The 21268-nt window shown below is 47.4% G+C and carries 17 protein-coding genes; 16 read left to right on the forward strand and 1 reads right to left on the reverse strand.

What is annotated here, in order from left to right; genetic code table 11:
* Positions 1–185 precede the first annotated feature (185 nt).
* From ACLTOQ_RS12895 to ACLTOQ_RS12960, 14 genes are all read left to right on the forward strand, one after another.
* Complete coding sequence (locus ACLTOQ_RS12895) at positions 186–1208, forward strand: DUF3048 domain-containing protein (RefSeq protein WP_337560809.1); 1023 nt, start codon at positions 186–188, stop codon at positions 1206–1208.
* 268 nt (positions 1209–1476) lie between these two features.
* Positions 1477–2316 carry an HAD family hydrolase gene (locus ACLTOQ_RS12900; RefSeq protein ID WP_412319601.1) on the forward strand — a complete coding sequence of 280 codons (840 nt, stop codon included), beginning with the start codon at positions 1477–1479 and terminating at the stop codon, positions 2314–2316.
* 205 nt (positions 2317–2521) lie between these two features.
* Positions 2522–3505: a beta-ketoacyl-ACP synthase III gene (locus ACLTOQ_RS12905; protein WP_412319602.1), complete on the forward strand. Its 984-nt coding sequence runs from the start codon at positions 2522–2524 to the stop codon at positions 3503–3505.
* Between the two features lie 25 nt (positions 3506–3530).
* Positions 3531–3758 carry an acyl carrier protein gene (acpP, locus tag ACLTOQ_RS12910; RefSeq protein WP_118763499.1) on the forward strand — a complete coding sequence of 76 codons (228 nt, stop codon included), beginning with the start codon at positions 3531–3533 and terminating at the stop codon, positions 3756–3758.
* A gap of 18 nt (positions 3759–3776) precedes the next feature.
* On the forward strand, positions 3777–4706 hold the full coding sequence (fabK, locus tag ACLTOQ_RS12915) for an enoyl-[acyl-carrier-protein] reductase FabK (RefSeq protein ID WP_021914866.1): 930 nt from the start codon (positions 3777–3779) through the stop codon (positions 4704–4706).
* Positions 4697–5635 (forward strand): ACP S-malonyltransferase, encoded by a 939-nt coding sequence (gene fabD, locus ACLTOQ_RS12920; protein ID WP_412319603.1) that lies wholly within the window; start codon positions 4697–4699, stop codon positions 5633–5635. Before fabK ends, fabD begins: the two co-directional genes overlap by 10 nt.
* A 109-nt stretch (positions 5636–5744) precedes the next feature.
* Positions 5745–6485, forward strand: a complete 741-nt coding sequence (gene fabG, locus ACLTOQ_RS12925; protein ID WP_337427462.1) for a 3-oxoacyl-[acyl-carrier-protein] reductase — start codon at positions 5745–5747, stop codon at positions 6483–6485.
* 79 nt (positions 6486–6564) lie between these two features.
* On the forward strand, positions 6565–7845 hold the full coding sequence (fabF, locus tag ACLTOQ_RS12930) for a beta-ketoacyl-ACP synthase II (RefSeq protein ID WP_021914869.1): 1281 nt from the start codon (positions 6565–6567) through the stop codon (positions 7843–7845).
* A gap of 5 nt (positions 7846–7850) precedes the next feature.
* A complete protein-coding gene (accB, locus tag ACLTOQ_RS12935; RefSeq protein ID WP_337427460.1) occupies positions 7851–8336 on the forward strand; it encodes an acetyl-CoA carboxylase biotin carboxyl carrier protein in 486 nt (161 codons plus the stop codon).
* A 19-nt stretch (positions 8337–8355) separates the two neighbouring features.
* Positions 8356–8787: a 3-hydroxyacyl-ACP dehydratase FabZ gene (gene fabZ, locus ACLTOQ_RS12940; RefSeq protein ID WP_021914871.1), complete on the forward strand. Its 432-nt coding sequence runs from the start codon at positions 8356–8358 to the stop codon at positions 8785–8787.
* A gap of 8 nt (positions 8788–8795) precedes the next feature.
* Positions 8796–10145 (forward strand): acetyl-CoA carboxylase biotin carboxylase subunit, encoded by a 1350-nt coding sequence (gene accC / locus ACLTOQ_RS12945; protein ID WP_337427458.1) that lies wholly within the window; start codon positions 8796–8798, stop codon positions 10143–10145.
* Positions 10142–11863 (forward strand): acetyl-CoA carboxylase, carboxyltransferase subunit beta, encoded by a 1722-nt coding sequence (accD, locus tag ACLTOQ_RS12950; protein ID WP_337427456.1) that lies wholly within the window; start codon positions 10142–10144, stop codon positions 11861–11863. The genes accC and accD overlap by 4 nt, the downstream gene beginning before the upstream one ends.
* 45 nt (positions 11864–11908) lie before the next feature.
* Positions 11909–12964: an NAD(P)H-dependent flavin oxidoreductase gene (locus ACLTOQ_RS12955; RefSeq protein WP_337427454.1), complete on the forward strand. Its 1056-nt coding sequence runs from the start codon at positions 11909–11911 to the stop codon at positions 12962–12964.
* Between the two features lie 52 nt (positions 12965–13016).
* Entirely contained in the window at positions 13017–13595 is a 579-nt protein-coding gene (locus ACLTOQ_RS12960; protein WP_021914875.1) for a TetR/AcrR family transcriptional regulator, read from the forward strand.
* On the opposite strand, the gene ACLTOQ_RS12965 is transcribed toward ACLTOQ_RS12960, so the two are convergent.
* Positions 13552–14907, reverse strand: coding sequence for an MATE family efflux transporter (locus ACLTOQ_RS12965; RefSeq protein WP_337427450.1), 1356 nt, complete (start codon positions 14905–14907; stop codon positions 13552–13554). The two genes, ACLTOQ_RS12960 and ACLTOQ_RS12965, sit on opposite strands and share 44 nt — an antisense overlap.
* Positions 14908–15108: 201 nt before the next feature.
* On the opposite strand from ACLTOQ_RS12965, the gene ACLTOQ_RS12970 reads away from it, so the two are divergent.
* Together ACLTOQ_RS12970 and ACLTOQ_RS12975 are read left to right on the forward strand one after the other, a co-directional pair.
* The gene (locus ACLTOQ_RS12970; RefSeq protein WP_412319604.1) at positions 15109–17709 is read left to right on the forward strand and encodes an efflux RND transporter permease subunit; all 2601 of its coding nucleotides are present in this window, start codon (positions 15109–15111) and stop codon (positions 17707–17709) included.
* Positions 17684–21175 (forward strand): GLUG motif-containing protein, encoded by a 3492-nt coding sequence (locus tag ACLTOQ_RS12975; RefSeq protein ID WP_412319605.1) that lies wholly within the window; start codon positions 17684–17686, stop codon positions 21173–21175. The genes ACLTOQ_RS12970 and ACLTOQ_RS12975 overlap by 26 nt, the downstream gene beginning before the upstream one ends.
* The last annotated feature ends 93 nt before the right edge of the window (positions 21176–21268 follow it).

Genomic DNA, 21268 nt, shown 5'->3' on the forward strand with positions numbered 1-21268 from the left:
GTGTGAACGGACGGCGAATGCAAAAACGCTCCGTAAGGATCGCACTGCGTCGGAAAGGAAGGATGTCGCTTTCGCGACCCGACGGTGCGTATTGTTTTCTGCACAGGGCCGTACCTTTTTCTTTACAGTGTGCATTCAGAATGATAAAATATAAGGAAAGAGATTATAGCAGAGAGGTATTTTATATGAACAAGAGATATTTGTCTATGACTGCAGTTTTTACTGCTGCAGCACTGTTGCTTGCCCCGATTTCTGGGATCGAGGCACAGGCAGCTCCGGCCGCTGCAGCGCAGGCAGCCTATGTATCTGAACTGACGGGTCTTCCGACGAGCATAGCGCTGCAGACACAGCGTCCGGTTGCGGTTATGATCGATAATGATACGAAAGCACTGCCGCATTACGGGCTTTCGGAAGCGGATGTCGTTTATGAGATGATGAACTCGACTGCAAATAAGCGAGTTACCAGACTGATGGCGATTTATAAGGATTGGCAGAATGTTGGTCAGATCGGCAATGTCCGTTCCACAAGACCGACGAATATTTTGCTTGCTTCGGAATGGAATGCAATTCTGATTCATGATGGCGGACCGTTTTATAATAATCCGTATTTCAAGTCCACAGGGATTAGCCATTTATCCGGTGGCTTTAGCAGAGTGAAAAATGGCAAGGCGCAGGAGTTTACCGAATATGTCCTTAAAAATGACATCGCAAAGCAGGTGACAACAGCTGCCATTCCTTCTACTTACACAAATCCGGCAGCGATGAACCACTGGAAGATTGGAGCGACGAATCTTTCTGCAAAGGCTGGCAACATTCCGGCAAACCTGGTGCAGTTAAACTGTTTCAGACTGACAAAACCGTATCTGTCCTACAATGCAAAAACAGGTACCTATGATTATTACGAAAATAAAAAGCTTGCCAAAGATGGAGAGGATAAAAAAGCGCCTTCTTTTGCAAATGTTATTTTACAGAACTGCACCTTTACCCAATATGATAAAAATGGCTATTTGATTTATAACGTGATCGGGCAGGGCGCAGGCTGGTATATTACCGGTGGAAAAGCGATCCCGATTATGTGGGCAAAAGCAAGTGAGACCGGAATTACGCATTATTATGATTTATCCGGAGCAGAGATAACCTTAAATCCTGGTAAAACCTATATTGGCATCTGTCCTTCGGATGACTGGACAAGCGTAACAGTTTCCTGAGTACAAACAACAGAACACGCGTTCCGCTGAGGGATAAAAAAGAGCGCGGATTTTACGGATGCAGAAATGTTCGTAAAATTTGCGCTTTTTTGTGCTAAACAATAGAATGCACGCTCTGCGAGCATTCTATTGTCATGAACTAAAAAAAGCGCGAGATGCGGTTTGTGAAAAAGACGAGGAGGATCACTGGTTCGTAGATTATGTACGGATACGGTTTCGGGCAGTGCGGGTGAAATAGCGAAAACTTAACGTAACGCATATGGCGCAGATGGAACTGACAGGAAAAAAGAGAGGCAAAAGCAGGGAAATGGCGATCAAATATATTTTTGCGGATGTCGATGGGACCCTTGGAATCGGCGGCATTGGAATACCGGAGAAAAACCGACTGGCGATTCGGAAATATGTTGAAGAGGGCGGAAGTTTCGGTGTATGCACAGGACGTTCACCGGACAGTGTGAAGGGCTTTATTGGTGACCTTCCGATCAATACATTGAGTGTGGTAAATGGCGGCTGTGCACTTTACGATTTTCAGAAGGGCGAATACTTAGATGAGCTTTGCGTGGAAGAAGATGCGCTGCAGTTTGCATTTTCTATGAAAAAAGAGTTGGAGCAGTTCACAGAGTGCAGAATCGTCATTGTGAATCGTACGAACTATTGGCAGGTGAAGACAAAAGAGGATCAGACTGCCTGCCAGCAGCAATATAGCTACCCGATCGCTTTGCTGGAGCAGATCGAGAAGCCCTGGTATCGGATCATTTTATGCGTATCGGCGCAGGATGGAATAAAATGCGCAGAATTTGTCAGAAGTCATAAGCCGGATGGCGTCAGAATCGAGCATACGGAGGATACTCTGGTAGAGATTATGAACGAGGCATCCGGAAAGGGGGATGCGCTCAGACGTGCCTGCAGGTATCTTGGAGGAACTGCAGAGGAAGCCGCGTTTATCGGAGATTTTTTTAACGATATAGGAGCACTGAAGGCAGCAGGGCTTTCTGCCTGCGTAAAAAATGCACCCCAGGAGGTAAAGGATTGTTGTGATATGGTCTTGTCGGACTGCATGGATGGAGCAGTGGCGGAATTTATCGAACGGGTGCAGAAAATAATATAGAAAACGAACATATTCAACGAATCAGACCCGAGTGCATAACAGATTTGCACCCGGGTCTTTTTTGTATGCACCGAATAGAAGTTGACATTTTGTCTTTTTTTGTAAATTGTATTCCAATTCCGTTTTGGGTAAGATAGGGGACGAAACGAAAACAGAAAGGACATTCCGTCATTGCTGTTGCAGCTTGGACGGGATAAAAGAGACAATGGCAGTCGAGATCAGAGGAACCGGTTCATACATACCGGAGAAAATTATGGAAAACCGGGAGCTGGAGCAGATGGTTGAGACGACAGATGTATGGATTCGGGAGCGAACCGGAATTTGCAGAAGGCATATTGCGGAGAAAGAAACTGTGGTCGATATGGGCGTCCAGGCAGCTATGCAGGCTCTGGAGCATTCCGGGATTTCAGCAAAGGAAATCGATCTGCTGATTGTTTCGACGCTTTCTGCGGAAACAGTAATGCCATCGGTATCCTGTCGGATTCAGGAACGTATCGGAGCGGTACGGGCAGTCTGCTTTGATTTAAATGCAGCATGCAGTGGATTTTTACTAGCATATCAGAGTGCAGAAGCATATCTGGAAAGTGGAGCTTACAAAACAGCCTTGATCATTGGCAGTGAGCGTCTGTCCAATATCATTGACTGGAAAGATCGAAACAGCTGTATTTTATTTGGAGACGGAGCCGGAGCGGTTGTTCTGACCTGCACAGAAAAAAAAGGGTATCGGTTTATATCCCATTCGGATGGAAGCATGGGAAATGCATTGATGCTGGAGCATCACTATGACAGAAATCTGGAGACAGAGCAGCATAGACTCAGCATAGAGCAGAGTGCTTCATCAAAGGTCAGTATGGATGGGCAGGCAGTATTTCGGTTTGCAGTGCGCAGGGTACCGCAGGTGATTGAGGAGGTGCTTTGTATCAATGGACTTTCCAGAGAAGAAATTGACTGCTATGTTTTGCATCAGGCAAATCAAAGGATTGTGGAGGCCGTGGCAAAGCGTCTGAAGGAGCCTCTGGGAAAATTCCCCATGAATCTGCAGAATTACGGAAATACGTCATCTGCAAGTATTCCGATTCTTTTAAACGAACTGGATCAGTCGAAAAGACTGAAAACAGGAGACAGAATTGTAATGGCAGGCTTTGGCGGTGGACTGACCTGGGGTGCATCTATCGCAGAATGGATTTAAAAAAGTAAAAAGGAGATTTTTCATTATGTTTGAAGAAATTAAAGCAATTGTAGCAGAAAACCTTGGAGCAGATAAAGCTTCCATTACACCGGAAACCTCTTTTTCAGAGGATCTGAAGGCAGATTCCCTGGATCTGTTTGAAATGGTAATGGCATTTGAAGAGCATTTTGGAGTTGATATTCCGGCAGAGGATCTGGAACAGCTGAAAACAGTCGGTGATGTCATGAGCTATGTAGAAAGCCATAAAGCATAAGCGGAGGACAAAAACAGGATGCAGACAAGAGTCACCGGATTGCTGAAAACAGAATATCCCATTATTCAGGGTGGAATGGCCTGGGTGGCGGATTATCATCTTGCAGCAGCGGTATCAAATGGCGGAGGACTGGGAATGATCGGTGCAGCGAATGCACCGGCAGAATGGGTTGCAGAGCAGATCAGAGAGGTCAGAAAACGGACGGACAGACCCTTTGGTGTCAATATCATGCTGATGAGCCCTCACGCAGATGAAGTAGCGCGGACAGTGGCGCGGGAACGTGTGCCGGTTGTCACAACAGGTGCGGGAAATCCGGAACAATATATGACGCTTTGGAAAGAAAAGGATATTCGGGTCATTCCGGTTATTGCATCTGTTGCAATGGCAAAAAGGATGGAAAAGTGCGGAGCAGATGCAGTTGTGGCAGAGGGCTATGAGTCTGGCGGGCATGTCGGAGAAAGTACGACAATGACCCTTGTCCCGCAGGTTTGTGATGCGGTGAATATTCCTGTGATCGCGGCAGGAGGCATTGCAGACGGAAGAGGAATTGCAGCAGCCCTTATGCTTGGTGCGGAAGGCGTTCAGATGGGAACGCGTTTTGTAGTGACAAAGGAATGTCATATTCATCCGGCCTACAAAGAACGGATTTTAAAAGCAAAAGATATTGATACAAAGGTAACAGGAAGAAGCACGGGACATCCGGTCCGGGCTCTGCGCAATGATATGACGAAACGGTATCTGGAGCTGGAACAGGCGGGAGCTTCCATGGAAGAACTGGAATATCTTACACTCGGTGCATTAAGAAGAGCGGTAACGGAAGGCGATGTGTTAAACGGAAGCGTAATGGCTGGACAGATTGCAGGCATGATCCATGAAGAAACAGATTGCAGGACCTTGATCAGACAGCTGATAGAGGATGCAGAAAAAAGGATGAAGGTATGGCGATAAAAAAGAAAAAGGTAGCTTTTTTATATCCGGGGCAGGGAGCACAAATGCCTGGAATGGGACTGGATTTTTATGAACAGAACAGTGCAGCTGCAGCAGTAGTGGATACAGCCCAAAGCGTACTGGATTTCGATGTGAAGTCCCTTTGTTTTGCAAAAAATGACCTGTTGAACAGAACGGAATATACACAGCCGTGTCTGGTCACATGTTGCCTGGCAATGACAGCGGCGATTCTGGAAACTGGGATTGCTCCGAATATGACAGCCGGATTGAGTCTTGGAGAATATGCAGCAATTGCAACAGCTGGTGCTATGGATATAAAAACGGCACTTCTCTTAGTCAGAAGGCGGGGGCTGTTGATGCAAAATGCAACAAAGGACGGATTTGGAGGGATGGCTGCGGTGCTCGGTCTGGAACCGGATGTATTGGAGGCACTCTTAAAAAATACCGATGCCGTTACGGTTGCAAATTATAACTGCCCGGGTCAGCAGGTGATAACCGGGGAGACACAGGCACTTTTGGAAGTGATACCAAGACTGAAAAAAAACGGTGCCAAAGTCATCCCTTTGAAGGTCAGCGGACCCTTCCATTCTCCGTTTATGAAGCCGGCAGGAGAAAAACTGGAACGGGAGCTGGAACAGGTGAGACTGTCAGAGCTTCAGATTCCGTACGTATCGAATGTATCGGCTCAGCCAATCACAAAAACAGAGCAGATTCGGTCCCTGCTTTCCCAGGGGGTTTATTCTCCTGTAAAGTGGGAACAGAGCATGAGGACGATGCTTGCAGAAGGTGTAGAGTATTTTGTAGAGATCGGTCCGGGGCATACCCTGAGCACCTTGTTGAAAAAAATAAATGCAGAGGCAAAGATCTGTACGGTTTCTACCATGGAGGATCTTGTAAGAATGCAGGATTTTCTGAACGAAACGGTATAAAAGGAGAAAAGATTGAAAAATAAAATTTTTCAATCGCGAGATTTGTGTCTGCGCGCACTCGACACAAACTCGGAACGTGCAAAAAACGTGCGCGGAAATGAGGGGAAACATGCTGACAGGAAAAGTTGCAGTAATAACCGGAGCATCCAGAGGAATCGGAAGAGCAACGGCGATTGAACTTGCCAAAAGAGGTACCTTTGTGATCGTCAATTACAGGGGATCGGAGGCGGCAGCACTTGAAACGGTTGCAGAAATAAAGTCTGCAGGCGGGGATGCAGTGTGCATGGCATGGGATGTTTCTGATTATGCAGAATGTGAAAAAAATATCAAACAGATCATAGATACATTTGGAAGAATCGATATCCTGGTCAATAATGCAGGCATAACAAGGGATGATCTCTTGATGAAACTGTCGGAGGAGGATTTTGATGCTGTGATTGCTGCAAATTTGAAAGGAACTTTTTGCATGCTGCATTTTGTTTCCCGTCAGATGCTTCGCCAAAGAAGCGGAAAGATCATCAATCTTGCATCTGTAGTCGGAATTTGCGGGAATGCAGGACAGGTAAATTATGCGGCGTCCAAGGCTGGTGTGATCGGTATGACAAAGAGTGCGGCAAAAGAGCTGGCTTCACGTAATATTACAGTGAATGCAGTTGCACCGGGATGGATTGAGACCGATATGACAAAAAATTTAAGCAATGCAGCCAGAGAACGAATGCTTTCTGCAATCCCATTGAAAAAACCTGGAACAGCAAAACAGGTGGCGGGGGTGATCGCGTTTCTGGCATCCGAAGACGCAGATTATATTACCGGTCAGGTATTACAGGTAGATGGCGGCATGCTGATGTAGCAAAAAAAGCAGAAGCAAATCTGGCGCAAGACAGCTTTGAGATAGCAGCACAGGGAATTTTCAGGACATGAGGAGCCTTATGAAAAAAAATACAGAGGAAAAAATGGTGCAGAAAAGAAGAGTTGTGATTACCGGATTAGGCGCGGTTACGCCAATCGGGAATACGGTTCCGGAATTTTGGACAAACGTCAGAAAAGGAACCGTAGGAATTGGAGAAATTACCGGATTTGATACGAAGGACTTTAAAGTAAAGCTTGCAGCTCAGGTAAAAGATTTCCATGGGGAAGAGAAAATGGATGCAAAAGCGGCAAGGCGGATGGAATTGTTTTCTCAGTATGCAGTCGCAGCTGCAAAGGAGGCTCTGGAGGATGCCGGACTCGATCTGACAAAAGAAGATCTGTTTCGTGCCGGTGTGATCGTGGGATCCGGAATTGGCAGCCTTTCGACCATTGAAAAGGAATACACAAAAATTCTGGAAGGAAGGGCAAATCGGGTAGATCCTTTGATGGTTCCGAGAATGATTTCCAATATGGCAGCAGGAAATATTTCCATTCAACTGGGTATACGTGGAAAATGCACCAATGTTGTAACGGCATGTGCTTCCGGAACAAACTGCATCGGAGACGCATTCCGCGCCATTCAGTATGGGGATGCGGAGATCATGTTTGCCGGCGGAGCAGAAAGCTGTATTTGTCCGACAGGTATTGCAGGATTTCAGGCTCTTACGGCGCTTTCTCAGGAAACAGATCCGCTGCGGGCATCCATTCCCTTTGATGTAGACAGAAAAGGCTTTGTTCTTGGGGAAGGTGCCGGAATCCTTGTTCTGGAAGAGCTGGAGCATGCCCGGAAAAGAAGCGCAAGGATTTACGCAGAGCTGGTTGGATATGGTGCGACCGGAGATGCATTTCATATTACATCGCCATGTGAGGATGGAAGCGGTGCAGCAAGGGCGATGGAGCTTGCTATGCAGGAGGCAGAAACAGAGCCGGATCAGATCGGATATATCAATGCACATGGAACAGGGACGCATCATAATGATCTGTTTGAAACACGGGCGATCAAACGGGCATTTGGAGAAGCAGCAAAACAGGTGACTGTTAATTCCACCAAATCCATGATCGGGCATTTACTTGGTGCGGCTGGTGCAGTAGAGGCAATTGTATGTGTGAAAACCTTGCAGGAGGGCTTTATTCATCAGACTGTCGGTACGAAGGAGACGGATGCAGAATGTGACCTCGATTATACCATTGGTGCACCGAAGCAGAAAAAACTGGATTATGCAATGAGCAATTCCCTTGGCTTTGGCGGACACAATGCCACTATTTTAATGAAACGCTATGAGGAAGGAAACAGGGAGTAACAGATATGGAATTGGAACAGATCGTAGAGCTGATCGACCGGGTATCGGCATCAGAGCTTGACAGTTTTTGCCTGGAACAAAACGGTATGCGTTTAAGCCTAAAAAAGAAGCAGCCTCGTAAGCAAACAGATCCAGAAACACAAAGCACTTTGGTGCAGCTGCAAAAACAGTCGGAAAGTCCACAAGAACAGTCAAAACAGATGTCACCGGTGGAGCTTACAGGAACAGAGCTCACAAAAACAGAGCATACAAAAACGGTAGTCTCCCCGCTGGTTGGTATTTTTTATGCAGCGCCAGCAGAGGATGCCGAACCCTTTGTACAGGAAGGCGACGGGATAGAAAAGGGTCAGACCCTTGGAATTGTGGAAGCCATGAAGCTGATGAATGAGCTGGAAAGTGATTACTGCGGGACCGTGAAGCAGATTCTTGTGTCAAACGGGGAGATGGTGGAATACGGGCAGCCGCTTTTTATTGTGGAAGAACAGAACTAAAACGGATATGGAGAACCCTATGAAGCAGTTGAATATTATGCAGATCCAGGAACTGATTCCGCACAGACATCCCTTTTTGCTGATTGACGGAATTGAGGATTATGAGCCGGGAGAATATGCAGTTGGCTATAAATGTGTTACATACCGGGAAGATTTTTTTGCCGGACATTTTCCGGAGGAGCCTGTAATGCCGGGAGTGCTGATCCTGGAGGCATTGGCGCAGACAGGAGCAGTAGCGATTTTATCGCTTCCGGAAAACAAAGGGAAAATTGCATATTTTGGTGCAGTGGATAAATGCCGCTTTAAAGGAAAAGTGATTCCGGGTGACAGACTTTGTCTGGAAACACGCATTATCCGAAAAAAAGGACCGATGGGAATCGGAGAGGCAACTGCCAGTGTAGGCGGAAAGATTGTTGCAAGGGCAGAGCTGACATTTATGATAGGAGCTTGATAACAGACATGATCAGAAAGGTACTTGTTGCAAACAGAGGTGAAATTGCGGTTCGGATCATCCGGGCGTGTCGGGAGATGGAAATTGAGACGGTTGCTGTGTACTCCGAAGCAGACCGGGATGCATTGCATGCAAAGCTGGCGGATGAGGCTGTTTGCATTGGACCTGCGCGTCCGACAGATAGCTATCTGGCAATGGAACAGATTCTGAGCGCCGCTGTTGTAACAGGGGCGGATGCGATTCATCCGGGATTTGGATTTCTGTCAGAGAACAGCCGGTTTGCAGAGCTGTGTGAAAAATGTGGGATTATTTTTATCGGTCCTCCTGCAGAGGTGATCGCACGAATGGGGAATAAGCAGGAAGCCAGAAATACGATGCAGAAAGCAGGAATCCCGATTATTCCGGGCAGCAGGGATGCTGTTTATGAGGAAGAAGATGGACTGGAGCAGGCAAAAGCGATCGGATATCCTGTCATGATCAAGGCTGCCCTTGGAGGCGGCGGAAAGGGTATGCGTGTGGCACAAAGCCCGGAGGAGTTCAGAAAAAATTTCCGGATAGCGCAGACAGAAGCAAAACAATCCTTTGGAGATGGAGCAATGTATTTGGAGCATTTTCTGACCGGACCAAAGCATGTGGAGGTACAGATTCTGGCAGATTGTGCAGGAAATACGATCTATCTGGGAGAACGGGACTGTTCTATGCAGCGACGGCATCAGAAGGTGCTGGAGGAAGCACCCTGTGCAAGCCTTTCCCAAAGTCAGCGTCAAAAAATGGGGGAATGTGCTGTGGACGCGGCAAAGGCAGCTGGATATGTGAACGCAGGTACGATAGAGTTTTTACTGGAGCCGGATGGAAATTTTTATTTTATGGAAATGAATACCAGAATTCAGGTAGAGCATCCGGTTACGGAATGGGTTACGGGTGTGGACCTGATCAAGGAGCAGATTCGAATTGCGGATGGACAGCTGCTTTTACTGCGGCAGCAAGATGTGTCTGTAAATGGTCATTCCATAGAAGTCAGGATAAACGCTCAAAATCCGGACGCGGGATTTGCACCATGCCCGGGAACGGTTACAGGGCTGCATTTGCCGGGAGGAAAGGGTGTCCGTGTTGACTCTGCCATTTACAGTGGCTATACGATTCCGCCGTTTTATGATGCGATGATCGCAAAGATCAGTGTATGGGCGAAAAGCCGCCGGGAGGCAATTGAAAAGCTTCACAGTGCCCTGGGAGAAGTGATCATAGAGGGCGTAGATACAAATGTAGATTTTTTGTATGAGCTTCTGGAGAATGAAGAGTTCCGGCAGGGAAAAACGGACATTGAATTTCTGGAACGCAGGAATGGAGAAAGCAAGTGAATCTGGATCATGTTTTTAAAAAAACAAAAAAGCCTCTGAAAAAAAGAGAAAGCACCACAACTGTTCCGGATGGCTTATTATGCCGCTGCAGCAGATGCAAAAAACCGATTCTCGTACAGGAAGTGCGGGATGCATATTATATTTGTCCAAAGTGCGGAGGTTATTTTAAGGTACGTGCTTATGAGAGAATCCGCAGAGTGGCAGATGAGGGAACCTTTCAGGAATCAGACAGAGAGCTGGTCGGAGAAAATCCGCTGGGGTTTGAGGGATATGAAGAAAAACTGGCAGCGGAAAGGCTGAAGACCAGAATGAAGGAAGCCATCGTTACGGGAACAGGTTCCATAGATGGTATACCGGCAGCCCTTGGTGTAATGGACAGCCGTTTCATGATGGCGAGCATGGGATGGGCTGTCGGGGAAAAGCTGACTCGTCTGATCGAGAAAGCAACGACGGAAAACTTACCGTTAATTCTGTTTACCTGCTCCGGTGGTGCGCGTATGCAGGAAGGGATTCATTCTTTAATGCAGATGGCAAAGGTATCTGCTGCAATGGCAAAGCACCACGCGGCAGGGCTTTTGTCTGTTTGTGTATTGACAGATCCGACTACTGGCGGTGTGACCGCGAGCTTTGCGATGGAAGGAGATGTGATACTGGCAGAGCCCAATGCGCTGATCGGGTTTGCCGGACCTCGGGTAATTGAACAGACGATCGGACAACGTTTGCCCAAGGGCTTTCAACGCTCAGAATTTTTAATGGAGCACGGATTCGTAGATCGGATCACAGAACGTTCTGAGTTAAAAAAGGTACTGGCGGATCTCTGCAGAATGCACGACCGGGAAGGCTGTAAAAAGGCGCTTTGTCAGCTGGTGGATACAGAAATGCCGGAAGGAGCAAAAAAGAACCCGGCAGCCCGTCTGGTCCTGGAGCAAAAAGAATCGGAATCGGCATGGGAGCATGTGCTTGCTGCACGACGGGCGGACAGACCTGTGGGCAGTGATTATATCCGGGCACTTTTTTCTGAATTTTATGAATTTCATGGGGACAGGAGGTTTGGAGATGATCCGGCGCTGATTGGAGGAATTGGGCTGTTTGAAGGAGTTCCGGTTACTGTGATCGCCCAGGAAAAGGGAACCTCCGCCAAAGATCGGGTAAAGCATAATTTTGGAATGTGTCAGCCGGAAGGATATCGGAAAGCTCTTCGTTTGATGAAGGAAGCGGAGAAATTTCATCGGCCGGTGATTTGTTTCGTAGATACCCCCGGAGCTTTTTGCGGGATTGGAGCTGAGGAGCGCGGTCAGGGATCCGCAATTGCGGAAAATCTGTTGGAGATAAGCAGGCTGAAAACACCGGTGGTATCCATCTTTATCGGGGAAGGGGGAAGCGGCGGAGCGCTGGCCCTCGCCTGTGGAGATGAAGTGTGGATGATGGAGAATGCGGTGTATTCTGTTTTATCACCGGAAGGTTTTGCAAGTATACTCTGGAAAGATAAAAAGTGTGCGCCTGAGGCTGCAGATAAAATGAAGCTGACTGCAGAGGATGTTGTGGCCGCACAGGCAGCAGAGCGGATGATCAAAGAACCGGAAAAGCTGACCACACAGAATATGGGATCAGTGTTGGAACAGCTTCGGGAAGAATTAAGAAGGTTTTTAAAACAATATGCTGTGCTGGAGCCTGAAAAACTTTGTGACAGACGGTATGAAAGATTCCGGAAGCTTTGAACCCGGCATCCTCTTTAGAAGAAATTAGTACGAAGGAGAACTACCATGAAAAGCCAGGTATGGATTGGGAAAAAAAGATTGAAAAAACCGCTGATTCAGGGAGGAATGGGGATTGGAGTCAGCCTGTCCGGACTGGCGGGGGCAGTGGCGAAGGAAGGGGGAGCCGGAACCATTTCGGCCGCGCAGATCGGCTTTTTACAGCCTGAATTTGAACAAAACCCGGTTTTGGCAAATCTGAAGGCAATGGAGGAAGAACTGCAAAAGGCGAGAAAGATTGCACCGGATGGCATCCTCGGGTTTAATATCATGGTGGCAATGAATCATTATGAGACCTATGTAAGAAAGGCCGTTGAGACCGGCGCAGATTTTATTGTGTCCGGCGCCGGGCTGCCGCTGGAGCTTCCGGCAATGGTTTCGGATACCGACATTGCAATTGCACCGATCGTCTCCAGTGCCCGTGCGACGGCACTGATCTTGAAATACTGGGAGAAAAAATATCATCGATATCCGGATTTTATAGTGATCGAAGGTCCGGAGGCTGGCGGACATCTTGGATTTTCCAGAAAACAGCTGGAAGAGAAAATGGATTATGATATGGAAATCTCTGAAATACTGAAACTGGTACGAGTCTATGAAAAGAAGGCGGAAAGGAAAATACCCGTTGCAGTCGGCGGCGGGATCTGTGATAAGGCGCGGGCAGAGCATGAGTTTATGCTTGGAGCGGATCTGATTCAGGTTGCAAGCAGGTTTATTACAACCAAAGAATGCGACGCAGACAGTGCATATAAAGATGCGTATTTGAAGGCACAAAAAGAGGATATTGTACTGGTGTCAAGTCCGGTTGGAATGCCGGGGCGCGCAATCAGAAATCCTTTTCTGGAACATGTAGAGAAGGGGGAGGTCCAAAGACCGCAAAAATGCTTTGGCTGTCTAAAGCACTGTAATCCGGCGGAAATACCCTATTGTATTACAGAAGCGTTGATCCATGCCGTAAAGGGAGATACAGAAAATGGCTTGCTTTTTTGCGGAGCGCAGGGTTTTTTGGCAAATCAGATAGAGACAGTACAGGATGTTATGGAAGATTTACTGGGAGGATTGTAAATAAACCGAAAGCTGTGCTATGATGCTACAATGCAGGGCAAAGGAGAAGGATATGGCGGAATTATTTGGGAAAAAATATACAAACAGAACCCGTTTTACGCGGATGTGCATCGGAGAAGCCGTTTTTTCCCTGATGGATAAAAAATCATATGAAGAGATCCGGGTATCCGATATTGTAAAACGTGCCGGTGTTTCCCGAATGACGTTTTATCATTATTATGAACAAAAAGAAGATGCGCTTGCAGATTACTTTCATGAGATTGTAAACGGGTATGTCCGGGAACGCAGCGAGATCCTAAAAAAAGGCGGAAAATTTCATGATCCAGGGAGTATAGAACATGCACTGAAGTATTTTGATCAGTATGCAGCCTTTATCCTGAAGCTTGTAGATGCGCATTTGTATCATATCATATTGGAAGCTATGAACTCTTTTATGATGGAACGGATTCAACCGGTTTATAAGATCCAGCCCTACGAGCTGTATTTTTATGGCGGTGCGTTGATGAATGTGTTTGTTATGTGGGAAAAAAACGGAAAACAGGAAACTCCGGAGGCCATTGCAAAAACGCTGGCGTCCGGAGCTGTTTTTACCGCAGATACGTTTCCAGCTTCGTGTGACGGTAATAGGTAAACAGACAGATACTGCACAACACCCAGCCCAGCGGATAGCCGAGTGCGACGGCGATGACAGAGTCTGTAAATTGTGTGATCGTGTAAAGATAAATCTGTCGAAACACGATAAAGCAGCTCATCATGATGACCATGGGGGCTTTCGTATTGCCGATACCGCGCAGCGTGCCCGCGTGTACCTGATTGACACAAAGGGCGAGGTAAAACGGCATTTCCAGACGGATGAAAAGTGTGCCGTAGTCTAAAACCTCCGGCGTGCGGTTGAACATGGAGACGAGAGGACGGGCAAAAATCAAGACAGGAATCGTAATGAGGATCGCGACGGCAAAGCAGAGCAGTGTGCCGACCTTAGTGCTTTGCCGGACACGGTCTATTTTGCGTGCACCAAGGTTCTGACCGACAAAGGTGGTCACGCCAAGGGAAAGACTCTGGATCGGAAGTACGCAGAATTTGTCAATTTTTCCATAGGAAGACCAGCCTGCCATAGCAGCAGAACCAAAACGATTGATGTATGCCTGTACAAAAACATTGGAAAAGGAAGTGACTGCCATCTGAATTGCGGCGGGAAGTCCGAGAAAGAAAATCTTTTTCGTCATGTTCGGATCCAGACGGACCTTACTCCAAATGATGCGGTAACAGGCTTTTTCGCGGGTCAGGACAAAGAGTGTCAGGAGGGCAGAAATTCCCTGGGAAAGGATCGTTGCCCAGGCAGCACCCGCGATACCGAACCGCAAAACTGCGACGAATAAAAGATCCAGCAGCGTGTTCAAAACCGCACAGAAAATCAGAAAATAGAGCGGACGTCTGGAATCTCCGACCGCGCGAAGAATGCCGGCACCCATGTTATAGAACAAAAGTCCGGTGACACCGATAAAGTAAATGCGAAGATAGGTTGCAGCCTCAGGAAAGACATCATCCGGAGTGCCCATGAGGCGCAGCAGGGATGGAACAAGCAAAAGGGCGAGCACCGTGCAGAGAATGCTCATGCAAAGTGTCAGCGCGATGGTTGTCTGGACGGCGATGGAAACCTTTTCTTCTTTTTTGCCGCCGTAATATTGGGAAATGATGACGCCTGCACCGGTTGACATGCCGGAAAAAAAACCAATAAAGGTATTGATAACGCTATCCGTGGAGCCGACTGCGGCGAGTGCTTCTTTTCCAACGAAATTACCGACGACGATGCTGTCTACCGTATTGTAAAGCTGCTGAAACAGGTTGCCGGCCATCAGCGGAAGTGCAAATAATAAAAGGCACCGCCAGATCGGTCCCTCTGTCATCAGAACTGCTTTTTGCTTGTGTTGTCTCTTTTCCATAACTTCTGTCTCTCCCCTAAAATAATGTCAGTACCTTAATCTTAATCGAAAAAGTTCAAGTACACAATTGGCAGAGTGGATATAATTTTTTGGACAGATTGGGGAAATTGACGGGAAAATTTACTTGTAAAGAATAAGGAGTGATTTTATAATATAGAATGAAATTTCTTGTTGAAAAGCAGAGGTCAAGGAGTGAATCGAATGGAAGAAAAAAAGGAAAAAGGGAATTTTTGGCTGACAGTAGCAACCTTTATTGTCAACAAAAGAAAAGCTTTTCTGGTATTGTTTGCCATTGCGTGTATTTACTGTGCAGCATGCATGAATAAAGTATCGGTAAATCAGGATATTACCAAATATCTGCCGGCAGACAGTGAGACGAGAATTGGTCTGACCCTGATGGATGAACAGTTTATGACATATGGCAGCGCCAGGATCATGGTGTCGAATATTACCTGGCAGGACGCAGATGCGCTGGTGGAAAAGCTGGAGGCGGTAGAGGGTGTGAAGGAAGTTGCCTTTGATGATTCTGCGGATCATTACAACAAAACGAACGCCCTGTTTGATGTGACCTTTGACGGCGCAGAAGACGATGAGATCAGCAAGGATGCCAAGCAGGCGATAAAGGAACTGCTTTCGGATTATGATACCTATATATCTACCTCAGTCGGCTCTGAAGAAGAACAGACAGAATCCCTGAATAATGACATGAATCTGATTCTGGTTCTTGCAGTTGTGATTATTGTAGTAGTACTGCTGATTTCCACGAAGGCATATATGGAAATCCCGGTACTGTTGATTACGTTTGGTGTGGCTGCACTCCTGAATAAGGGAACAAACTACCTGATGGGAACGATTTCCAGCGTAACGGATTCGATTTCTGTCGTTCTGCAGCTGGCGCTGGCAATTGACTATGCGATTATTTTTTGTGATCGTTTTATGGAAGAGCATGAGACGATGGATGCGGAATCTGCGATTAAGGTTGCGCTGTCAAAGGCAATACCGGAGATCAGTTCTTCTTCCCTGACGACCATCTCCGGCATGGTGGCGATGATGTTCATGCATTTTCGTCTGGGCTATGACATGGGTATCGTACTGGTAAAGGCAATTATTTTCAGTTTGATCTCCGTATTCTTCCTGATGCCTGCGATTCTGATGATCTTTGCAAAGGGAATTGACAACACGCATCACAAGAGCTTTGTTCCGAATATTTCGTTTGCAGGTAAATGGGCGAACCTGACAAGATTTATCGTTCCGCCTGTATTTGTGATACTGCTTTGCTTTGCAGCATGGATGGCAAATAACTGCAGTTATCTGTATGATGTCAATTCCGTTCCGGCCGCAAGGGAAAGTGAGACGAGAATTGCCAGGCATAAAATTGAAGACGAGTTTGGCGTTTCGAATCAGATTGCAATTCTGGTGCCGAAGGGCGATTATGAATCCGAGAAAAAGGTTCTGAAGGAATTTGAAACGCTCGATTATGTCAACACCGTGACAGGGCTTGCAAACGTTTCGATCAACGATGATTATGTCCTGACGGATAAAATCGCGCCTCGTGCATTTTCTGAATTGACAGATCTGGATATTGAGATCGTACGGGTTTTGTATATGGCATATGCCTATGAACAGGGACAGAACGGTCCGATTTTTACAGGCATCGACGAGTACAAAGTGCCGATTATAGATATGTTTTTATTCCTGTATGATCAGTATGAGGAAGGCTACGTCACATTGGATGCGGATATGGATGAAAAGCTGACGGACCTTTATAATACGCTGCATGATGCACAGCTGCAGCTGCAGGGAGAGGATTATTCCAGACTGGTTCTGACTGTCAGTGTGCCGACGGAAGGGGACGAAGCGTATACGGCAATGGATGACATCCGCAATATTTGCGCGAAGTATTATAATAAATCAGACATGATACTGGTTGGTGACTGCACAAGCAATCATGACCTGATGTCTTCGTTTGCAACAGATAATATTATTATCAGTGTACTGACAGCGTTGTTTGTTATGATTATTCTGCTGTTTACATTCCAGTCCGCCGGACTCCCGATTTTGCTGGTATTGACCATTCAGGGAAGTATCTGGATCAATTTCTCTGTGCCTACGCTGACAGGAGGAAGTGTATTTTTCATTGCGTACCTGATTGTATCCGCAATCCAGATGGGTGCGACGATCGACTATGCGATCGTTATATCCAGTCGTTATATGGTATTGAAAAAACAGATGCCGATTCATGAGGCAATTATTGAAACAATCAATCAGGCATTTCCGACAATCTTTACCTCTGGTACGATTCTGACCGGAGCAGGTTTTCTGATCGGACAGATCGCATCGGATGCGACAGTTGCTTCAATCGGTATTGCACTGGGAAGAGGAACCTTGATTTCCATTATACTGGTACTGTTTGTCCTGCCGCAGATTCTGCTGCTGGGCGATATCATTATCGAAAAGACTGCTTTGACAATTAATCTGCCCCAGGCGACCAGAAGAGATGTTTCCGGACGGATGATTGTAAATGGCCGTGTCAAGGGTTATATACAGGGTGAAATCGACGCGGAGATCAAGGGAAGCTTTAGCGGTTCCATGCAGGCTTCTTTTGAATCCAGACTGCCGATTGGCGGAAAAGAGACAGAGCTTGTAATGGAACAGGAAGGATTGACACAGCCGGATGATGCAGCAAAACCGGACACAGCAGCACAGCCGGACGACGTGTCACAACCGAACACAGCAGCACAGCCGGGCGAACAGGATGCGAAAAAGGAGGACAGCGATGAAGAACAGAACGAACAGCTGTAAAAAATGGCTGGCGGTGTTATTGAGCGTTTCCATGCTGCCAACAGCGATTTTACAGAACGGTTCTATGGCGTATGCGGAGGAAAAGAAGCAGGAAGAGGCAGTTACCGCAGAAGAAGCGCTGGAAGACCGGGAAGCCGATATCGTCGTAGAAGAGATTTCGATTTCCAATAAAGAAGAGTTTTTAAAATATGTTCAGAAGTGCCAGGACGATTATTACAGCTATGGCAGGATTTTCAACTTACAGAACGATATCGACCTGTCCGGCAGCTCGTTTGATGGCATTCCGTATTTTGCGGGAACCTTCAACGGAAACGGGCATACGGTAAGCGGACTGAAGATTTCCAGGGAGGGCTCTGATTACGGATTCTTCCGTTATGTCGGCAAAACCGGCAGGGTAAAGGATTTGAACGTTTCCGGCAGTGTGAAGGTGACTGGCAGCGCAGAAAATGTCGGTGGAGTCGTCGGAACGAACTACGGCATTTTGGAAAACTGCAGTTTTGAAGGAATTGTGACCGGCAACACAAACGTCGGCGGCATTGTCGGGGAAAACAGGGCGGACGGCATCGTGCTGACCTGTTATAATAAAGGCACGATTGTCGGCACGAATGAGGTCGGCGGTATCTGCGGCATGAACCGCGGTATCCTTCAGAACTGCGAAAATGAAGGAAAAATCAACGACGAGGACTTAAAGACAACGCTGGATTTAAACGGAATCGATATCGGAACGCTGAATCTGACGCAGAACGTCGTGACGAGAAATGACGCAGGCGGCATCGCCGGAAGATCGTCCGGTACGGTGGCAGGCTGCACCAACAAAGGTGAAATCGGCTATGCACATATCGGCTACAATGTCGGCGGTGTGATCGGGCGCCAGAGCGGTACGGTTATCAACTGTAAAAATATGGGTCATGTCATGGGGCGCAAGGACGTTGGCGGTATTATCGGTCAGGCGGAGCCTTACCGGGAGTCGGAATATCTTTCCGATCATCTGGAAAAGGTGAGGGACGATTTTTCAGAGATCAATCACCTGATGGGACAGATGTCCGATGCGATGCGCAGCGTATCCTCTGACACCAGAGGCTATGTCCAGACGCTGCAGCAGCAGTATGAGGATACGATGGGCAATCTGGACAGTGAGATCAATTCCATGAAGAGCACCGTTACCGGCAATAATGCAGCGATGACGGCCTATATGGATAGCTTGAGCAGCGCACTGAATAATCTGGGCGAGATCGGAAACGATACAATTTCGAGAATGATGGAGAGCATCCGACAAAATACGGAGAATGCTGCCAATAATATCAATGGAAAGTTAAACGACATGAAGGATATATTGACAGAAAGTTCCTCCGAGAGCAGCAGCGCGTCGGAAAGTGATGGGGAAAGCGCGTCGGAAAGCAGCAGCCCGGAAGAAAGCTCTTCTCAGGAGAGCAGTTCTTTGCAGGAAAGCCCTGCAGAGAGCGAACAGCCTTCTTCCAGTGAAAACGGCGACACCCAAAACCAGCCGTCCAACAATGAAGAAGCTGCGGCAATCCCTGCAGACGACGCGGCAGAATATCTGGCAGCAGGGGACGATGAGGCAGGCGATTATGCGTGGTTTGCCAGGGACAGTGTATCCAGGGAATCTTCGGAAGAAAGCAGCTCCGGATGGGAATTGCCTTCGGAATGGCCGAGTGAACTGCCCTCCACACTTCCTTCTGAACTGCCATCGGAATCTATTTCCATTCCGAGTCAGAGTGAAGTAGAGAGCAAGGCGGACGCAATTACGGATATCCTCAAAAAAGATCCGATTAAAGTAAACCACGACGAAAAGATCGACGATAACCTAAATCAGATGAAGGGAGAGATTTCGTCCGCATCTGACAATATCAAAAACCTGCAGAGTACGCTTACAGGTACGGGAGATTCCCTGACGAACACGATGAGCAATATTTCCGGGGAGCTGACCGATCAGAGCAAAGCATCTGGCGATACGATCGACAGCATGACTGACAGTGTCGATGGCGGAATCCAGTCGATTACCAGCGATCTGGACAGGATTTTAAATACGTCCTCCAGAATTACAGATATTATCAGCGACGATGTCAACGTCCTGCTCGGAAACGGCAGTGCGATTGACGATGTTTCGGGGAAAGCACTTACAGAGCGGACGCTCGGTGTCGTTTCGGGCTGTAGCAATCACGGAAAAATTGAGGGCGACATCAATGCAGGCGGTATCGCCGGAATTATGAATACGGAGTATGATGTGGATCCTGAGGTTGATATGGATCTGACAGAGCTGACCGATGTGGAGGTGCGTTCCACTACAAACGACGTGCTGATTCACTGTATCAACTACGGAACGGTAGCGGGCAAAAAGAGAAACAGCGGAGGTATTGCCGGAAGCGAAGAGCTGGGGTTGATCCATACATGCGAAAACTATGGAACGGTTCAGCTGGAATCCGGCAACGGTCTCGGTGGTATCGCAGGATATTCTGCCAGCCGGGTCAATCAGAGCTACGCTCTGTGTAATTTAAAGGGCGATAACAAAATCGGCGGCATTACCGGGGAAGGCTATGACATCAGCAACTGCCTCGCGATGGTGACAATTTCCGGCAATCGTACCGAAAAGATCGGCAGCATTGCGGGCTGTATCAACGAAGACGGTACATTAGAGAACAATTATTTCGTCTCTGATCTGTGGGGTGGTGTCGATCAGATCAATTATATTGGAAAGGCGCAGCGCTGTACCTACGAAGAACTGATGCAAATGGAAACAGTGCCGGCTGGCTTTACGCAGGTGACAGTGACCTTTGAACAGGATGACGAGGTGCTTGCGACGCTGCAGATTCCCTACGACGGTACGGTGACGGAAGAAGAAGTGCCGGATATTGAGCCGGATGAGGACTGCTACATCAGCTGGGACAGAAAATTCCCCCTGACCCATGTGACTGCTAACGTAACAGTGACGGCAGAGAGCAAACGTTTTACCAAGAGCCTTGCGTGGTTTTCAGCAACAAACCAGTTAAAACCGGATTTCCTGGTTGAAGGCGATTTTTATGACACGAGTGTGTTGTCTGCGGAAAGCGTGCAGGCGGATAGGATTTCGGATGGTGATCCTGCCTATGCCTATATCTGGAATATCGACAACATGCCGGAGCAAAAGGAAGAATATGTCCTGCATCTTCGGATCCCGGACGGTGCAGACAGCGCTGCGGTAAGGATTCAGACGGAAAATAAATGGGAAAAAGCGGATACAGAAGAGGACGGCAGCTATGTGACTGTATCGGTTCCTTATGGAACAGCGTTTGCGGTCTACAGCGTGCAGGATAACAGCGTGCCGATCTGGCTGATCCTTGCGCTCGCCATCGCAGCCGTTTTAGCGGCAGTCCTTATCATAAAGGCGATAAGGCGCGGCAAAAAGCGGGTGGAAAAACGACGGGAAAAACGTAAGAAAAAGAAACAGCAACAGACGGATTCCCAGTAATACCTTGCGGATATTTTATTTTTGGACTTGTAAGAGACGAAAAGATTTACTATAATAAGACAGGTTTGCAAAAATAAGATACCCAAAGGAGCG

Origin of the sequence: Gallintestinimicrobium sp., from assembly GCF_046968865.1 — a bacterium.
Classification (GTDB): domain Bacteria; phylum Bacillota; class Clostridia; order Lachnospirales; family Lachnospiraceae; genus Gallintestinimicrobium; species Gallintestinimicrobium propionicum.

Bases quoted from the DNA above. Each gene is read 5' to 3' on its own strand.
- ACLTOQ_RS12895 (WP_337560809.1), top strand. From the start codon at position 186: ATGAACAAGAGATATTTGTCTATGACTGCAGTTTTTACTGCTGCAGCA.
- ACLTOQ_RS12900 (WP_412319601.1), top strand. From the start codon at position 1,477: ATGGAACTGACAGGAAAAAAGAGAGGCAAAAGCAGGGAAATGGCGATC.
- ACLTOQ_RS12905 (WP_412319602.1), top strand. From the start codon at position 2,522: ATGGCAGTCGAGATCAGAGGAACCGGTTCATACATACCGGAGAAAATT.
- acpP (WP_118763499.1), top strand. From the start codon at position 3,531: ATGTTTGAAGAAATTAAAGCAATTGTAGCAGAAAACCTTGGAGCAGAT.
- fabK (WP_021914866.1), top strand. From the start codon at position 3,777: ATGCAGACAAGAGTCACCGGATTGCTGAAAACAGAATATCCCATTATT.
- fabD (WP_412319603.1), top strand. From the start codon at position 4,697: ATGGCGATAAAAAAGAAAAAGGTAGCTTTTTTATATCCGGGGCAGGGA.
- fabG (WP_337427462.1), top strand. From the start codon at position 5,745: ATGCTGACAGGAAAAGTTGCAGTAATAACCGGAGCATCCAGAGGAATC.
- fabF (WP_021914869.1), top strand. From the start codon at position 6,565: ATGAAAAAAAATACAGAGGAAAAAATGGTGCAGAAAAGAAGAGTTGTG.
- accB (WP_337427460.1), top strand. From the start codon at position 7,851: ATGGAATTGGAACAGATCGTAGAGCTGATCGACCGGGTATCGGCATCA.
- fabZ (WP_021914871.1), top strand. From the start codon at position 8,356: ATGAAGCAGTTGAATATTATGCAGATCCAGGAACTGATTCCGCACAGA.
- accC (WP_337427458.1), top strand. From the start codon at position 8,796: ATGATCAGAAAGGTACTTGTTGCAAACAGAGGTGAAATTGCGGTTCGG.
- ACLTOQ_RS12955 (WP_337427454.1), top strand. From the start codon at position 11,909: ATGAAAAGCCAGGTATGGATTGGGAAAAAAAGATTGAAAAAACCGCTG.
- ACLTOQ_RS12960 (WP_021914875.1), top strand. From the start codon at position 13,017: ATGGCGGAATTATTTGGGAAAAAATATACAAACAGAACCCGTTTTACG.
- ACLTOQ_RS12965 (WP_337427450.1), bottom strand. From the start codon at position 14,907: ATGGAAAAGAGACAACACAAGCAAAAAGCAGTTCTGATGACAGAGGGA.
- ACLTOQ_RS12970 (WP_412319604.1), top strand. From the start codon at position 15,109: ATGGAAGAAAAAAAGGAAAAAGGGAATTTTTGGCTGACAGTAGCAACC.
- ACLTOQ_RS12975 (WP_412319605.1), top strand. From the start codon at position 17,684: ATGAAGAACAGAACGAACAGCTGTAAAAAATGGCTGGCGGTGTTATTG.